16 protein-coding genes and 1 tRNA gene are annotated in these 15787 nt (G+C 35.2%); 13 read left to right on the top strand and 4 right to left on the bottom strand.

From position 1 onward, the window contains the following. Nucleotides 1-389: 389 nt before the first annotated feature. Both JFU18_RS09095 and JFU18_RS09090 read right to left on the bottom strand, forming a co-directional pair. A tRNA-Val gene (locus JFU18_RS09095) sits at nucleotides 390-462 on the bottom strand. Nucleotides 463-634: 172 nt separating this feature from the next. Further along, the gene (locus JFU18_RS09090) at nucleotides 635-859 is read right to left on the bottom strand and encodes a hypothetical protein (protein ID WP_002188839.1); all 225 of its coding nucleotides are present in this window, start codon (nucleotides 857-859) and stop codon (nucleotides 635-637) included. Nucleotides 860-1142: 283 nt separating this feature from the next. Between JFU18_RS09090 and JFU18_RS09085 the strand changes: the two genes are divergently transcribed. The 6 genes from JFU18_RS09085 to calY all read left to right on the top strand — a co-directional run bounded on the left by JFU18_RS09085 (nucleotide 1143) and on the right by calY (nucleotide 6229). Continuing rightward, complete coding sequence (locus JFU18_RS09085; RefSeq protein WP_085309857.1) at nucleotides 1143-1370, top strand: hypothetical protein; 228 nt, start codon at nucleotides 1143-1145, stop codon at nucleotides 1368-1370. 154 nt (nucleotides 1371-1524) lie between these two features. Beyond that, nucleotides 1525-2811: a D-alanyl-D-alanine carboxypeptidase family protein gene (locus tag JFU18_RS09080; RefSeq protein ID WP_201034880.1), complete on the top strand. Its 1287-nt coding sequence runs from the start codon at nucleotides 1525-1527 to the stop codon at nucleotides 2809-2811. Nucleotides 2812-3007: 196 nt separating this feature from the next. Beyond that, nucleotides 3008-3577 (top strand): signal peptidase I SipW, encoded by a 570-nt coding sequence (gene sipW / locus JFU18_RS09075; protein ID WP_105584185.1) that lies wholly within the window; start codon nucleotides 3008-3010, stop codon nucleotides 3575-3577. A gap of 63 nt (nucleotides 3578-3640) precedes the next feature. After that, a complete protein-coding gene (locus JFU18_RS09070; RefSeq protein WP_085309863.1) occupies nucleotides 3641-4228 on the top strand; it encodes a CalY family protein in 588 nt (195 codons plus the stop codon). Nucleotides 4229-4389: 161 nt separating this feature from the next. After that, nucleotides 4390-5187 carry a DUF4047 domain-containing protein gene (locus tag JFU18_RS09065; protein ID WP_201034881.1) on the top strand — a complete coding sequence of 266 codons (798 nt, stop codon included), beginning with the start codon at nucleotides 4390-4392 and terminating at the stop codon, nucleotides 5185-5187. 448 nt (nucleotides 5188-5635) lie between these two features. Continuing rightward, nucleotides 5636-6229 carry a biofilm matrix protein CalY gene (gene calY / locus JFU18_RS09060; protein ID WP_085309867.1) on the top strand — a complete coding sequence of 198 codons (594 nt, stop codon included), beginning with the start codon at nucleotides 5636-5638 and terminating at the stop codon, nucleotides 6227-6229. A gap of 82 nt (nucleotides 6230-6311) precedes the next feature. On the opposite strand, the gene JFU18_RS09055 is transcribed toward calY, so the two are convergent. After that, nucleotides 6312-6635, bottom strand: a complete 324-nt coding sequence (locus JFU18_RS09055; protein WP_002011473.1) for a helix-turn-helix domain-containing protein — start codon at nucleotides 6633-6635, stop codon at nucleotides 6312-6314. Between the two features lie 79 nt (nucleotides 6636-6714). After that, nucleotides 6715-6849, bottom strand: coding sequence for an anti-repressor SinI family protein (locus JFU18_RS09050; protein ID WP_000276222.1), 135 nt, complete (start codon nucleotides 6847-6849; stop codon nucleotides 6715-6717). 342 nt (nucleotides 6850-7191) lie between these two features. Here JFU18_RS09050 and inhA1 point away from each other — a divergent pair, with 342 nt between their 5' ends. The 7 genes from inhA1 to JFU18_RS09015 all read left to right on the top strand — a co-directional run bounded on the left by inhA1 (nucleotide 7192) and on the right by JFU18_RS09015 (nucleotide 15785). Beyond that, a complete protein-coding gene (gene inhA1 / locus JFU18_RS09045; RefSeq protein ID WP_201034882.1) occupies nucleotides 7192-9579 on the top strand; it encodes a M6 family metalloprotease immune inhibitor InhA1 in 2388 nt (795 codons plus the stop codon). Between the two features lie 170 nt (nucleotides 9580-9749). Further along, nucleotides 9750-11117 (top strand): aldehyde dehydrogenase, encoded by a 1368-nt coding sequence (locus JFU18_RS09040; protein ID WP_201034883.1) that lies wholly within the window; start codon nucleotides 9750-9752, stop codon nucleotides 11115-11117. Nucleotides 11118-11354: 237 nt separating this feature from the next. After that, on the top strand, nucleotides 11355-12338 hold the full coding sequence (potA, locus tag JFU18_RS09035) for a spermidine/putrescine ABC transporter ATP-binding protein PotA (RefSeq protein ID WP_061675899.1): 984 nt from the start codon (nucleotides 11355-11357) through the stop codon (nucleotides 12336-12338). Then, nucleotides 12335-13183 (top strand): spermidine/putrescine ABC transporter permease PotB, encoded by an 849-nt coding sequence (potB, locus tag JFU18_RS09030; RefSeq protein WP_002126118.1) that lies wholly within the window; start codon nucleotides 12335-12337, stop codon nucleotides 13181-13183. The genes potA and potB overlap by 4 nt, the downstream gene beginning before the upstream one ends. A gap of 6 nt (nucleotides 13184-13189) precedes the next feature. After that, a complete protein-coding gene (potC, locus tag JFU18_RS09025) occupies nucleotides 13190-13990 on the top strand; it encodes a spermidine/putrescine ABC transporter permease PotC (protein WP_002011483.1) in 801 nt (266 codons plus the stop codon). 38 nt (nucleotides 13991-14028) lie between these two features. Further along, nucleotides 14029-15078: a spermidine/putrescine ABC transporter substrate-binding protein PotD gene (gene potD, locus JFU18_RS09020; RefSeq protein WP_002011485.1), complete on the top strand. Its 1050-nt coding sequence runs from the start codon at nucleotides 14029-14031 to the stop codon at nucleotides 15076-15078. A gap of 59 nt (nucleotides 15079-15137) precedes the next feature. Continuing rightward, the gene (locus JFU18_RS09015) at nucleotides 15138-15785 is read left to right on the top strand and encodes a phosphatase PAP2 family protein (protein WP_201032718.1); all 648 of its coding nucleotides are present in this window, start codon (nucleotides 15138-15140) and stop codon (nucleotides 15783-15785) included. The last annotated feature ends 2 nt before the right edge of the window (nucleotides 15786-15787 follow it).

The following is a 15787-nucleotide window of genomic DNA, read 5'->3' as shown; positions in this document are numbered from 1 at the left end:
ATTGATGAACTGGAAGTTTCACAGAATCTTACGCAATGTTTCAATCGAAATATAAGTTGAAAGAAGTGGATATATTTATTGCTTTTTGAAGACATGTTGATTATTACAAGTTTAGAATCGCACTTTGCTATATCACGGTGAACGATATTACAAATAGCAGTAAATCAAATAAAATAAAGCTAGCTTAGATTGAGCTTTTTTGTCTAAAATATTGACTCAAATCTAATAAGAGATTTAAAATCATAAGTTTATTTTCATATGAAAAATTAATCGTTAACCAAAAGGGAGATATTGATCAAATCTTGAACAGTATATAAAAAATTATTATAAAAATAATATATTGATTTGCTACATAAAGAAAGCCCCGTGACTATCAAGGGGTTCTCATATGATCCCGACTGGCCTCGAACCGACGACCTCCACCCTGTCAAGGTGGCGCTCTCCCTGCTGAGCTACGGGATCTTCAAAAATGCTTATCTAATAGCATCTTTAATAAATCTGCTAAAGCAATTATATATAATTAACTGAAATTTTACAATATTTTATATTAGATGTGTAATGGAAAAAAGGTTTATTTTAGAATTTATATTATAATGTATGTTTTTATTTTTAATACGTAGAAGATGATGACTTGTTATGATTTCCGATACCAATCCAAAGGACCTTCATCGCTTAAGTCAACAAGAAAAGGGAATAAGAAGTGTAAAGGTAAGCTTATAAGTTCTGGCATAGCGTTCAATGTTTTCTTTGATAGATATTGCCTTCCGAAACAATACGGACAATCTTTTTCAAATGTTACGAGTATCGACCATACATCTTTTACTTTCCACTTCGTTTTACAATATGTACAACGCGCCATGGAGTTCCTCCTCATTTTAAGGTGTTTTCTAATATATTCCATTTGATTGTACTAAAGTCAAGTGTATTTAGTGTGATAGAATATAAGTTGGTTTGTTTTTTTATATGGATGTATTCCGTAATTTATGACTAAATGAATGTAGTGTGAGGGTTATATAATAAGAGATTTTCATTTTTAATATGCAAATTGGCCAATATATCCTTTTTACAATTTTCAAGAAATCATGTATAAAAGAAGTACAAGATATTTATAAATATTCAAGAGTAGAGGGAGAATAATTGTAATGGTAAGAAAAACGTTTAAGATGCATGTGTCTAGAAATAGAACGATTTCGATTGATGGTTCGATTCTTGATGTGGATGTGACGCATGATGAGTTTTTACAAGAGTTCGTTGAGTGGGTCGATTCTAAAGGTTGGTCGTTTATGGGTATGACGGACGAGATTACGCCCGAAGAAGCTGGGCAAAAGTTAATAGATTCGTTGATTGATGAGAAGGATAAGAAAGAGTAATTCCTTCTTATTTTTTGTTGTATATTTATGTTCCTAATCGTAAAAGTGTGATATAGTAAAAAAAGTGAATATTCTTCCAAATTAATACAAATTACATATAGGTTGGTAGAGGTATTTTATAGAATGTGAAAGTAAAGGGAAAAGGGAGAGTCATATGGTAAATTTTAAGAAAATTTCGGTTTTTGTTATGGTTATTTGTTTATTTTTTTTGACACCTATGACGTTATATGCTGAGACGAATATTGGAGTAAATCCGGAGCAAGTGGCACCTCCACCTGCGGAAGGGCCGAATGTTTTTAGTCAGTTTGCGACTACGATTGATGCGAAAACAGGAGATATGTTGTACGACAAAAATGCACATCATCGTGCGTTCCCTGCTAGTATGACGAAAGTGTTAACGGCGATTTTACTGATGGAGCATACGAAGCCAGAGGATCAATTTACGTTTTCACAATTAGCATTAGATCAAGAGAAGAGTAATTATCAAATTGAGTTTCACCCTGGTGAGACTATTAATAGAAATACTGCACTTATGATTTTAATGGTGCTGAGTGCGAATGATGTATCGTATGCGATTGCGGAGCGTATTGGAGGAAGTGTTGAAAACTTCGCCAATATGATGAATGAAAGGGCGAAGCAATTAGGGGCTAAAGATAGTCATTTTGTAACGCCAAATGGATTGCATGATCCAAATCATTATACGACGCCATATGATATGGCCATGATTACGAGAGGTGTGCAAAAGTATCCTGAAATTTTACAAGCGATGAATACGAAAAGAACGACGGTTACGACATCTACGCAAACAGTTTCTATTTTTAATAAGTCTACTTATTTTGAAAATCCATATAGCATGGGTGGTAAGACAGGATTTACGAATGAAGCACGCAATACGCTCGTTTTATTAAATGAGAAGGATGGAAATCGTATTATAAATGTAGTAATGGCTTCTCAAAGACCTGAAATTTATGAAGATTTGAAGCAGATGGCGGAATATTCTTTTGGGCAATTTACGAAGCAAACTGTACTAGATAAACATAGTTGGCACCAAAAGGCAAAGTATTTAAATAAAGATGTTGACTCTGAGCTGGAAAAAAGTGCAGAGCTTATGCTAAAGAAAGATGAAGGGAAAAATATAAAAATGGCTTTTCGGGTTAATTCAGTGGATAAAGAAGCTTTGTACCAAAAAGGAATTCATCGCGGTGAAGTAGTTGGTGCGGTAGATATTATAAAAAATAATCAAACGATTGCGACTATAAATGTTCTTTCAAAAGAAGATGTTACGTTTGCGGTGCCTAAAAAAGATACAGTTGCACCTGAAGTAAAGGAATCGAATGTGAAAGTGATAAGTGTTGGAATAGGTGCGATTTTATTATTTGGAGCGATTTTATATGTAGTGCTGCGCCGAAATAACCAAGGGATGAAATCAGAAGAAAAATAAATTGCTAGTAGACCGTGATGAGATTTTGTCACGGTCTTTTTTGTATGCATTTCAAAAATGATTTAACTAATAATTGTAAATTTTCTTATTGCATTTCCAAATCGTTCGTTATATTATTTACTTGTGTTCTCGTTAGAGAACTAAATGAATATTGTATACTTCAAATAACATAAAACAACGGAGAGGGAGAGAGACGATGAAATTAATTTGGAAGGTGATTAGCAACGTTATCTCATTTGTTTTATTTGCGGTAATGGTTTGTTTAGCTTTTGTAGTTATTTCTTCAAAAGCGAGTGGCGGGGATCCAACAGTGATGGGATATCAATTTAAGAGCGTTCTTTCAGGATCGATGGAACCAACATTTTTGACAGGGTCAATCATTGCGATAGAGCCAACGAAAGATGGTTCTAAATATCAAAAAGGTGATGTTATTACGTTTAAAGAGAAAGATGAAAAAATTGTCACTCACCGTATTATCGGTGTGAAAGATACAAATGGAAAAGTAATGTATGAAACAAAAGGGGATAACAACAACGGACCAGATTTAGCACCAGTACTTGCAGAGAATGTAATCGGAAAGTATGCAGATATTACAGTTCCATACGTTGGTTATGGACTGAATTATGCGAGTTCAAAAGCGGGAGCAGCATTACTTCTTATTATTCCAGGAGTCTTTTTACTTGGCTATTCCGCGATTTCTATTTTTGGCGCTATTCGTAGCATCGACGGAGAAAAGAAAGATAAAAAAGTAGAACAATCCGTCTAGTTATCTTAGTTATTATTTCCTACGAGGAAATTAACAAATATATATATTATGGGGGATTTGGACATGACTTTAAAGAAAAAATTAGGGATGGGTATCGCATCAGCAGTACTAGGAGCAGCATTAGTTGGTGGAGGAACATTTGCATTCTTTAGCGATAAAGAAGTGTCAAATAATACATTTGCGGCTGGTACGCTTGATTTATCATTAAATCCATCAACAGTTGTTAATGTATCGAATTTAAAACCTGGTGATACAATTGAAAAAGAATTTAAACTAGAAAATAAAGGCTCTTTAAATATTAAAAAGGTTCTATTAAAAACAGACTATAATGTAGAAGATACGAAGAAAGATAATAAAGAAGATTTTGGTCAACATATTAAAGTAACATTCTTAAAAAATGTAGATAAGCATGAGACGATTGTGAAAGAAACTACATTAAATAAATTGAAGGGTGATACACTTACAGCAGTAAATAATGATTTAGCTGCTTGGTTCTGGGATGAAAAAGGTATTTCTGCAGGTAAATCTGATAAATTCAAAGTGAAATTTGAATTCGTTGATAATAAAAAAGATCAAAATGAATTCCAAGGCGATAAGTTACAATTAACTTGGACGTTTGATGCACAGCAAGGCGATGGTGAAACGAAATAATAATGACAACAAAAAGAGACTATCAAAAGTGGTAGTCTCTTTTTGTGTTAAAAGAGAAATGTAAAAAGAAACATAATTTTTATATCATTTTGTAATTCACTTTATTATAATAAAGGTATAGTTCTTGATAAAGAACAAGTTGTTCGATAGGAGAGATTAAAATGCTGAAGGCACCTCGCAAATTCAAAAAGATGCTTATATTGCCATGTTTGTGCTCTATTACTTTTTATTTAGGTTCTCAAATGATGACTTATACAGAGGCAGCTTTCATTCATGAGACGAAAGTGCAGGCTACTATTTCTACAGCAAGTATTTTTCCAAAAACAGTTGATCAGTTAACAAAGCAAGCTAAGCAACATAAGGAAGTTATTTTGCATGAGTATGAAGAGATGAAATCGAAATTAACTTTCACTTCCACTCAAGAGTTAGAACAGGTGCTTGTTACGTGGAAGCAAGGGCGTGAGAAAATAGCTGCTGAGAGAGAGTTATTACAAAAAGTATATGAATCAATAGAAAGTCCGTATAACAAAGCGAAAGAAGAGTTAAAGGAAAATGAAAGTGAATCTAATAAGCAAGTATTCTCGTATGTGAATGCTGGTTTTCATATAGTTAAAGAAAACTGTGAGTATGTTGATAAAGAGGTTAAATTACAGGTGATTGATAAACAAATTCAAGCTTTTGAGAAATTATTAGTAGATGAAACAGCAAAGCAAGTGAGTGAGGCTGAGAAGCAAAAGAAATTAGAAGAGAGCAAGAAACAAGAAGAGGCGAAAAAGTTAGAAGAGAGTAAGAAGCAAGAAGAGGCGAAAAAGCTAGAAGAGAGTAAGAAACAAGAAGAAGCAAAAAAGCTAGAAGAGAGTAAGAAACAAGAAGAAGCAAAAAAGCTAGAAGAAAGTAAGAAACAGGAAGAAGCAAAAAAGCTAGAAGAAAGTAAGAAACAAGAAGAACAGAAGAAATAGGAATAGTAAGTAAAATACAGCAGCATTTCGGAAGGAATAAACTACAATCATAAGACAAATAGGTGAGAGACCCCTACTACTCACCTATTTGCTTTGTTTTTCTTATTTCACTATTCGTAGGTATAAGGTCTTCACCTAAAAATTTAACGAATGTGAGGAAGTTAGTTGGCAGCCCACCACTTGGTGAAGGTTAATAATCAGTGGGGATGGGCAGAAAAACATTGATTAAAGTTTCACCTTATTTCTCAATGATTTTCTGAAAAAAGGAAAAATGTTGAGAAATAAAAATAATTAAAAAATATATTGTACTTATATAGTTTTGTTCGTTATAATGAACTTAAGGTTTTAAAAAAAGAACAAATATTAGCTAAGCTAATATAGTTTTAGTTACACCTCTTATTTTGAAATAAGAGATAAAAATACAAAAAACAGCTAGGGGGAATTGATTGTGAGTCTGAAAAAGAAATTAGGTATGGGAGTTGCATCAGCAGCATTGGGGTTATCTTTAATTGGTGGAGGAACATTTGCATTCTTTAGCGATAAAGAAGTGTCAAACAATACATTTGCAGCTGGGACGTTAGATCTTACATTAGACCCTAAAACGCTTGTAGATATTAAAGATTTAAAACCAGGGGATTCTGTTAAGAAAGAGTTCTTATTAAAGAATAGCGGTACTTTAGCAATTAAAGACGTTAAATTAGCGACAAAGTATACTGTGAAAGATGCAAATGGTAATAATGCTGGTGAAGACTTTGGTAAGCACATTAAGGTGAAATTCCTTTGGAACTGGGATAAACAAAGTGAGCCTGTATATGAAACAACTTTAGCTGATTTACAAAATGCTGATCCAGATCTTTTAGCAAAAGATATCTTTGCTCCTGAGTGGGGAGAAAAAGGTGGATTAGAGGCTGGAACAGAAGACTATCTATGGGTACAATTTGTATTCGAAGATGATGGTAAAGATCAAAACAAATTCCAAGGCGATTCATTGAACTTAGAATGGACATTCAATGCTAACCAAACAGATGGCGAAGAAAAATAATAAATAAAAAAAGCGGGGGATTCCCCGCTTTTTTTTATAAAGAAAAAAAGAAGTGCCCGTTTTAAGCACTCTTTCATATGTATTATTGTTGATTTTTCTTCCATTGTGTAAATTCGAGAAATTCACGAAACTGTTCTTTTGAGACACCAGAGCTCATCGCATCTTTAACGAGTTGTGTCCATTCGGAGTCTAGATGACTTTCCGTTGTTGTTTCATCATGAAGTAAAGTATCAACTGGAATTTGTAGAACAGCTGCAATTTTTTCAAGAAACTGAATGGAAGGGTTTTTTTGTAAATTCCGTTCTATAGAACTAATGTAAGATTTAGCTACACCAGCTTTTTCGGCGAGTTCTGTTAGTGAAATGCCTTTTTGTAAACGAAGGCGTTTTATACGTTCTCCTATCATATTTGCGCACCTTTCTATCAATATGTCGTCGTCTTATGATGTCATTATTATAACATAAACTTCGTTAAAAAGAACAAGGCTATTGAGCTTGACTTGATGGCTTCATACGTTGGAAAAAGTGTTCGATATCTTGCAGGGCAATGCCAGCATCTAGAGCTTCAAGTATTAAATCAATCCATTCTTGATCCAGTGTGTCCGTCTTATCTTTGTACAATTGTAATTCCTCCCTAATTATCGGTCATAACTGCTGCTACAGAATATATGATAATACAATCGAATTTTGTATTTTATATAGTGAATCATCAAATATTTTGTAGATGCAACAAAGATAAAATCCCCATTAAATTCCCTCTATGGCGATTATAAAGTTTCTGACAGATATTTTCAATATTTTCTGAAAACATTGTTGAATTGTGATATATTCGTATACTAACTATGAAATTTTTACAAATATATTAAAAAAATTACATAATATAACTAAATATTGAAAATATATCGAATTTTTAATAATATAAAATATGTAATACATATTTTATATTAGGGGAGGAAATAAGGGATGAAAAAGAAACCGTTTAAAGTGTTATCATCAATTGCTTTGACAGCTGTTCTAGGCTTGTCACTTGGTGCGGGAAGTCAGCCTACATATGCTGAAACGCCGGAGAACAAGACAGCTACAAGTCCAGTTGATGATCACTTAATTCCAGAAGAAAGATTAGCAGATGCGCTAAAAAAACGTGGGGTAATTGATTCGTCAGCTTCAGAGAAAGAAACAAAGAAAGCTGTCGAAAAGTACGTAGAGAACAAAAAGGGTGAAAATCCTGGGAAAGAAGCAACAAATGGGGATCAACTTACGAAAGAAGCATCTGACTTTTTAAAGAAAGTGAAAGATGCGAAAGCAGACACGAAAGAAAAACTAAATCAGCCAGCAACAGGGACACCTGCAGCGACAGGCCCAGTTAAAGGCGGACTAAATGGTAAAGTACCAACTTCTTCAGCAAAACAAAAAGCATATAACGGCGATGTTCGTAAAGATAAGGTACTTGTTTTACTTGTAGAGTACGCTGACTTTAAACATAACAACATCGATAAAGAACCTGGTTATATGTATTCGGAAGACTTTAACAAAGAACACTATGAAAAAATGTTATTCGGTGATGAGCCATTCGCGTTAGAGGATGGAAGCAAAATCGAAACGTTTAAACAATATTACGAAGAGCAATCCGGTGGTAGTTACACAGTGGACGGAACAGTTACAAAATGGTTAACAGTTCCTGGTAAAGCTGCTGATTACGGTGCAGATGCTGCTACAGGTCATGATAATAAAGGACCAAAAGGACCACGTGATTTAGTAAAAGATGCATTAAAAGCAGCTGTAGATAGTGGTCTTGATTTATCACAGTTTGATCAGTTCGATCAATACGATGTAAATGCTGATGGAAATCAAAATCAACCGGACGGTTTAATCGATCACTTAATGATTATTCATGCGGGTGTTGGACAAGAAGCAGGCGGCGGTAAATTAGGTGATGATGCAATTTGGTCACATCGCTGGACAGTTGGACCAAAACCATTCCCAATTGAAGGTACGCAATCGAAAGTTCCATATTGGGGCGGAAAGATGGCAGCATTCGACTACACAATTGAACCAGAAGATGGCTCAGTTGGTGTATTCGCACATGAATATGGTCATGATTTAGGTCTTCCAGATGAGTATGATACAGACTATACCGGTCATGGTGAACCAATTCAAGCTTGGTCTGTTATGAGTGGCGGAAGCTGGGCTGGTAAGATCGCAGGAACAACGCCAACGAGTTTCTCACCACAAAATAAAGAGTTTTTCCAAAAAACAATCGGTGGTAACTGGGCAAATATCGTAGAAGTAGATTACGAGAAATTAAATAAAGGTGTCGGTCTAGCAACATATTTAGACCAAAGTGTTACGAAATCTAGCCGACCAGGTATGATTCGTGTTAACTTACCAGATAAGGATGTAAAAACAATTGCTCCAGCATTTGGTAAACAGTATTACTACAGCACAAAAGGTGACAATCTTCACACGAAAATGGAAACACCACTGTTCGATTTAACAAATGCAACGAATGCGAAATTCGATTTCAAATCATTATATGAGATTGAAGCTGAGTATGATTTCCTTGAAGTACACGCTGTAACAGAAGATGGACAACAAACGTTAATTGAAAGACTTGGCGAGAAAGCAAATAGTGGAAATGCAGATTCGACAAATGGAAAATGGATTGACAAATCATATGATTTAAGTCAATTCAAAGGTAAGAAAGTAAAATTAACATTTGAGTACATTACAGATGGTGGTTTAGCATTAAATGGTTTCCTACTTGATAATGCGTCATTAACAGTAGATGGTAAAGTTGCATTCTCAGATGATGCAGAAGGTACATCACAATTTAAATTAGATGGTTTCGTTGTTTCTAGCGGAACAGAGAAGAAGAAACATAACTACTATGTAGAGTGGAGAAACCATACTGGATCAGATAGCGCATTGAAATTTGCTCGCGGTCCAGAATATAACTCAGGTATGGTTGTATGGTATGCAGACTCAGCTTACTCAGATAACTGGGTTGGTTTACATCCAGGACACGGTTTCCTTGGTGTAGTTGATTCTCATCCAGAAGCAATTGTAGGAACTTTAAATGGTAAGCCGACAATTGACAGTAGTACACGATTCCAGATCGCTGATGCGGCGTTCTCATTCGACAAAACGCCAGCTTGGAAAGTTGTATCTCCAACGCGTGGAACGTATACGTATAATGGCTTAGCTGGTGTACCGAAGTTTGATGATTCGAAAACGTATATTAATCAACAGATTCCAGATGCAGGACGTATTTTACCGAAGCTTGGTCTGAAGTTTGAAGTAGTAGGACAAGCTGATGATAATTCTGCAGGTGCTGTTCGTTTATACCGTTAATACAGTAAAACTACCGAGAGATTTTCTTTCGGTAGTTTTTTGTGAGCAATGAATTTTATATAAAGGGAAAAGTTATATATAATGTAACTTTAAGAATAGAAATTTGTTACATATGAAGTCTATATAAATAATGAAAGAATTGGATAAACATAGTGGGAGAAGGTGAGTGAATGAGTATTTCCTCTATTGTAAATAAACAAAAGCAATATTTTTATAATGGATATACGAGAAGTATAGAAACAAGAAAAAATAATTTGAAAAAGCTTTATGATGGAATTCAGCGTTTTGAAGAAGAGATATTTCAAGCATTGAAATTAGATTTAAATAAGTCAGTTCATGAGTCGTTTACAACGGAAGTGGGGTATGTATTAAAAGAAATTTCTTTTCAATTGAAACATATGTCATCGTGGAGTAAACCGAAGCGAGTTCGAACAGCACTAACTCATTTCGGATCGAAGGGGAAGGTAGTACCAGAACCGTATGGTGTGACGCTTATTATTGCACCGTGGAACTATCCGTTTCAGTTAGCAATTGCACCTCTAGTAGGAGCGCTGGCAGCTGGGAATACAGTTGTTTTAAAGCCGTCAGAGTTAACGCCAAACGTTTCAAAAGTGCTTACGAGAATGTTAGGTGAATTATTCCCAGAAGAGCTTGTATCGGTAGTAGAAGGTGGTGCTCAGGAAAGCACTGCACTTTTAAAGGAACCGTTTGACTATATTTTCTTTACAGGTAGTGTTGGTGTCGGAAAAATTGTTATGGAAGCAGCGGCGAAAAAATTAACGCCTCTTACGTTAGAGCTTGGCGGGAAAAGCCCATGTATTGTACATAAAGATGCAAAGCTAGATGTAACCGCAAGACGGATTGTTTGGGGGAAGTTTTTGAATGCTGGGCAGACGTGTGTAGCGCCTGATTATATGTACGTTCATTCTTCAGTGAAAGAGCAGTTAATCGAGGCATTACGACATGAAATCGCAGAGCAATATGGAAAAGATGCTTTGCAAAATGACAATTATGTGCGAATTGTGAGTGAGCGTCATTTTGAACGTCTATGTACATTTTTACAAGACGGTAAACCTGTGATTGGCGGGAATTATACGAAAGAAACATTACACATCGAGCCGACAGTGTTAACGAATGTTACATGGCAAAGTGCTGTTATGGAAGATGAAATTTTTGGGCCGATTTTACCAATTATAGAATATGACAAAATAGAAGAGGTAATTGAAACGATTCAGCACCATCCAAAGCCGTTAGCACTATATGTATTTTCTGAAGATAGAAAAGTGCAAAAGAAAGTGACGAGTAATATTTCATATGGCGGAGGATGTATAAATGATGTCGTATATCATCTTGCAACGCCATATTTACCTTTTGGGGGCGTTGGAAGCAGTGGATTAGGCAGCTATCATGGTGAACAAAGTTTTCGGACTTTTTCCCATTATAAAAGCATTTTGTCCCAATCTACAGCATTCGACATGAAAATTCGTTACTCTTCTACAAAAAGTGCTTTAAAATTCATACGAAAGTTGTTAAAATGATGATGGTGTTTATCAGTAGGCTTAGCCGTATGATAAAAACCCCTTCGCAACTGAAGGGGTTTTTCTGTTCGACATATGTATCATGCGAAAATGAATCAAACATACTACATAAAGAATAGAAGAGAACGCTGCTAAACAACCATTTTTGTTTGGATCGAAACAAAAAAATAGTCTATAGAACATAAATATTTATTCATGAATATAAAAATTAAAATTTAAGGTAGATAGGACGGGAAAATGAAAAAGATTATTAAAGTTGAAGCAGTAGAAAAACATTTTGGAAATCAAGTGATTATCCCCCCTCTTTCTTTAGATATTAAAGAAGGAGAATTTTTAACAATTTTAGGACCGAGTGGTTGCGGGAAAACGACTTTACTTCGTATGATCGCAGGATTTGAAACGCCAACTAAAGGAAATCTTTTATTAGATGATGAAAAGATTAACGATTTGCCGCCATACAAGCGTCATATGAATTTAGTGTTCCAACATTACGCACTATTCCCACATATGAATGTTGAAAAAAATATTTGTTTCGGTATGAAAATGCAAAAAGTATCAGCAGCAAAGCAGAAAGAACGTGCGGAAGAGGCAATGCGTTTAACGCAGTTACTTGAGTTCCGTAATCGTAAACCTTCGAAGCTTTCTGGTGGACAGCAGCAGCGTGTAGCAATTGCAAGAGCAATTGTAAACAACCCACGTGTATTACTATTAGATGAGCCACTTGGAGCGCTTGACTTTAAGTTAAGAAAAGATTTGCAACGTGAATTGAAAAACTTACAACGTAATTTAGGAATTACGTTCATATATGTAACGCACGATCAAGAAGAAGCGATGAGTATGAGTGATCGTATTGTCGTTATGAATAAAGGGCATATCGAACAAGTCGGCACGCCTAAGGAAATTTACAATAAGCCGAAAACATTGTTTGTTGCGACGTTCATCGGTGAAAATAATATCGTGAAAAATGGGGAAAACTACGTAGCAGTTCGCCCTGAAAATGTAAAAGTTCGCTCGGTTGAAGAGCCAATTTTAAAAGAATACCATCTTGGACATATTGAAGATATTGAATTTGTTGGAAATATGGAAAAGCTATATGTACGTGAGGAGAAAACAGCGGAATTACTAATGGCATACCAAACTGCTGAAGAAGCAACGCAGTGGAGCATTGGAGATAATGTATATGTAGGCTGGGAGCAAGAGGACGAGGTGACCTTAAATTGAAGAAAGGGAAATTACTCGCATTACCTACAGTCGTATGGCTGTTACTCTTCTTCCTAATTCCACTTCTGTTCGTATTAGCATTTGCCTTCATGCAGCGCGGAGCATACGGGACAGTGGAAATGAAATTTACATTAGATAACATAGCACGTGTGTTTGACCCATTATATATGGGGACGTTATGGGAAACAGTGAAGATAGCTGTTATTACGACAGTACTATGTTTATTAATCGGTTATCCATTCGCCTATACAATTACAATTGTTGATCGTAAATATCGTTCTATCCTTCTATTATTGGCAACAATTCCGTTCTGGATTAACTTTCTTGTGCGTTCATACGCATGGATTGTTATTTTACGTTCACAAGGACTTGTAAACACATTGCTATTGAAACTAGGTATTATTAGTGAACCTTTAAATCTGCTATATAATACGCCTTCTGTAATACTCGGAATGGTATATTCTTTATTACCATTTATGATTTTACCAGTGTATGCAGCAATTGAGCAGCTTGATAAGCGTAAGCTAGAGGCGGCTTATGATTTAGGAGCAACACCAGTAAAGGCATTTTGGAATGTAACAGTACCGATGACGATGTCAGGGATTACAACTGGTTCTATTTTAGTATTCGTTTCTTCTATCGGAATGTTTGTTGTATCAGACGTTATGGGTGGATCGAAAGTAGCATTAATCGGAAACGTAATTCAAAACCAATTCTTAGGTTCACGTGACTGGCCGTTTGGTTCCGCGTTATCTATGATTGTTGTTCTATTCTCTGTTCTGTTAATTTACTTATATTATCGTGCAACGAAAGTATATAAATATGATGGAAACGGAGGGGAATAGGCAAAAATGAAGAAGTTTTTAGTTTCTTATTCTTGGTTAATCTTATTGTTTTTGTATTTTCCAATGATGGTTTTAATGGTATATTCCTTCAACGATTCTCGCATTAATGCGGAATGGGAGGGCTTTACACTCCATTGGTATACAGATTTATTTCAAAAACAAGATGTTATTGATGCGTTTGTAAATAGTATGACGATTGCTGTTATAACGACAATTGTGACGACAGTTCTTGGTGTGATTTTTGCTATTGCATTACACCGTTACAAATATCGTTTTGAAGGGGCCATTAACGGTCTTGTATATTTACCAATTTTAATTCCTGATATTTTAATGGGATTATCTTTACTTATCCTATTTAGTCAATTAGGTATGGAACTTGGAAAAACAACAATTATTATTGCACACATTACATTCAGTATTTCATTTGTTGTTGTTATTTTAGCGGCACGTCTTTCTGGTATGGGACGTGATTTAGAAGAGGCTGCAAACGATTTAGGAGCAACGCCGTGGCAAACGTTTCGTTATGTAACGTTTCCGGCAATTGCACCAGGAGTTATTTCAGCCGCATTATTAACATTCACATTATCGATTGATGATTTTGTAATTAGTTTCTTCGTATCAGGACCAGGATCAACAACATTGCCATTATACATTTATAGTATGGTTAAGCGTGGAGTATCGCCTGAAATTAATGCTCTTTCTACAATATTAATTGTTGTAATTGTAGGATTAATGGTGCTATCGGAAATCTTCCGTAATAAAGGTGCAGACGGTGAAGAAAACTCTGGAGGACACCTTCCTTTATAATACGAATGATATAGAAAGAACGAGGAGGTAATAAACCGATGAAATTAGTGAAGAGATTAGCTGGTATAGCAATTAGCTTCAGTCTTGCTGCAGGTGTACTTGCTGGTTGTGGTGAGAAAAAAGAAGAATTAAACATTTATAGCTGGGCTGACAATTTTGATGAGCAAGTTTTAAAAGATTTTGAAAAGAAATATAACGTGAAAATTAACTACGATAAATATGCAAGTAATGAAGAAATGCTTGCGAAATTACAAGCTGGTGGCGCGACATATGATTTAATTCAGCCATCTGATTACATGGTGAAAACGATGGCGAAGATGGACTTATTAGCGCCTTTAGATAAGAAGAATATCCCGAACATCGAGAACCTTGTTTCTAACTTTAAAACACCTGCGTTTGATCCAGAGAATAAGTATTCTCTAGTATATACTTGGGGTGTAACAGGAATTGCATACAATAAAAAGTATGTGAAAGAAACACCTACAAGCTGGAATGATTTATGGAACGAGAAATATAAAGGGCATGTTACTTTATTAAACGATTCTCGTGAAGTATTAGGAATGGGACTTAAGAAAAACGGTTTCTCTAATAGCACGAAAGAGGATGCACAGTTAAAGACAGCGTCTGCTGATTTACAGAAGCTACTTCCAAACTTATTAGCATTCGATACAGATAACATTAAACAAAAATTCATTACAGAAGATGCTTGGATCGGGACAGTTTGGTCTGGAGACGCAGCATTCATTGCGAAAGACAATAAAGATGTAGGATACGTTGTACCAAAAGAAGGTGGCACAATTTGGGCTGATACGTTAGCAATTCCAAAAGGTGCGAAAAATAAAGAACTTGCAGAGAAGTTTATGAACTACTTATTAGATGAAAAAGTAAGTGTGAAAAACTACGAGTCAATTGGTTACAGTAATCCAAATGAAAAAGCTCATCCTCTTCATAGTAAAGAATATCGTGATAATCACATGATCTTCTTAACAAAAGAAGAATTAGATCGTACAGAGTGGCTTGTTGATGTAGACGATAAGTTAAAAGACTACGATCGCTACTGGACAGAGCTGAAAACAAAAGGTAAATAAGTAAGAAAATGCGGTTTCTAAAGTAGAAATCGCATTTTTTCATAGTAGGAGGAAATCGATTGAAGAAAAAGTTACATCAGTATGAATTAATGTGTATCATTTTGTTATTTGTTCTATTTAGTATCATCGCTTGGAGGGTATATGTAGGTGGTGTTACAATGATGGATACATACGTACGTGATATGGTAAAAGGATTGCAAACGGAAAGCTCACTTACATTCTTCTCATACTTTACAAAGCTAGGATCTGCAATTGGAGTTATAACGACACTAATTATAAGCTTGCTCGTTTTTTGGAAAAAGCGTTATTATGCTGCTATGATTGTGTATCCAATGGCTATATTAACGACACACCTTGTTAATAAGGGAATAAAAGAAATTGCAAAAAGAGACCGCCCATCATTAAATGAGGCACTTGACGCACTTGGGTATAGCTTCCCAAGCGGACATGCAATGCTATCTATTATAACATTCGGTTTTCTTGCCTATATCATTGCTGCCAATTTGAAAAGCATAGCTGGAAAATGTGGTATTACGATTTCGATGGGCATATTAATTATATTGATTGGATTAAGTAGAGTTATTTTAAATGTTCATTACCCGACTGATATTTTAGCTGGTTACTGCGCAGGTGGCATTTTGTTAATCATCGCAATTTATTGTCATCGTTTACTTACCGAGAGATTGGGACTTAATAACGAGAGATAAAA

The organism is Bacillus sp. TH22 (assembly GCF_016651015.1).
Classification (GTDB): Bacteria; Bacillota; Bacilli; order Bacillales; family Bacillaceae_G; genus Bacillus_A; species Bacillus_A mycoides.
Note: the sequence above shows the minus strand (reverse complement) of the source record. Positions and strands in the feature narration are given on the sequence as shown.

Bases quoted from the DNA above. Each gene is read 5' to 3' on its own strand.
- JFU18_RS09090 (WP_002188839.1), bottom strand. From the start codon at position 859: ATGGCGCGTTGTACATATTGTAAAACGAAGTGGAAAGTAAAAGATGTA.
- JFU18_RS09085 (WP_085309857.1), top strand. From the start codon at position 1,143: ATGGTAAGAAAAACGTTTAAGATGCATGTGTCTAGAAATAGAACGATT.
- JFU18_RS09080 (WP_201034880.1), top strand. From the start codon at position 1,525: ATGGTAAATTTTAAGAAAATTTCGGTTTTTGTTATGGTTATTTGTTTA.
- sipW (WP_105584185.1), top strand. From the start codon at position 3,008: ATGAAATTAATTTGGAAGGTGATTAGCAACGTTATCTCATTTGTTTTA.
- JFU18_RS09070 (WP_085309863.1), top strand. From the start codon at position 3,641: ATGACTTTAAAGAAAAAATTAGGGATGGGTATCGCATCAGCAGTACTA.
- JFU18_RS09065 (WP_201034881.1), top strand. From the start codon at position 4,390: ATGCTGAAGGCACCTCGCAAATTCAAAAAGATGCTTATATTGCCATGT.
- JFU18_RS09055 (WP_002011473.1), bottom strand. From the start codon at position 6,635: ATGATAGGAGAACGTATAAAACGCCTTCGTTTACAAAAAGGCATTTCA.
- inhA1 (WP_201034882.1), top strand. From the start codon at position 7,192: ATGAAAAAGAAACCGTTTAAAGTGTTATCATCAATTGCTTTGACAGCT.
- JFU18_RS09040 (WP_201034883.1), top strand. From the start codon at position 9,750: ATGAGTATTTCCTCTATTGTAAATAAACAAAAGCAATATTTTTATAAT.
- potA (WP_061675899.1), top strand. From the start codon at position 11,355: ATGAAAAAGATTATTAAAGTTGAAGCAGTAGAAAAACATTTTGGAAAT.
- potC (WP_002011483.1), top strand. From the start codon at position 13,190: ATGAAGAAGTTTTTAGTTTCTTATTCTTGGTTAATCTTATTGTTTTTG.
- potD (WP_002011485.1), top strand. From the start codon at position 14,029: ATGAAATTAGTGAAGAGATTAGCTGGTATAGCAATTAGCTTCAGTCTT.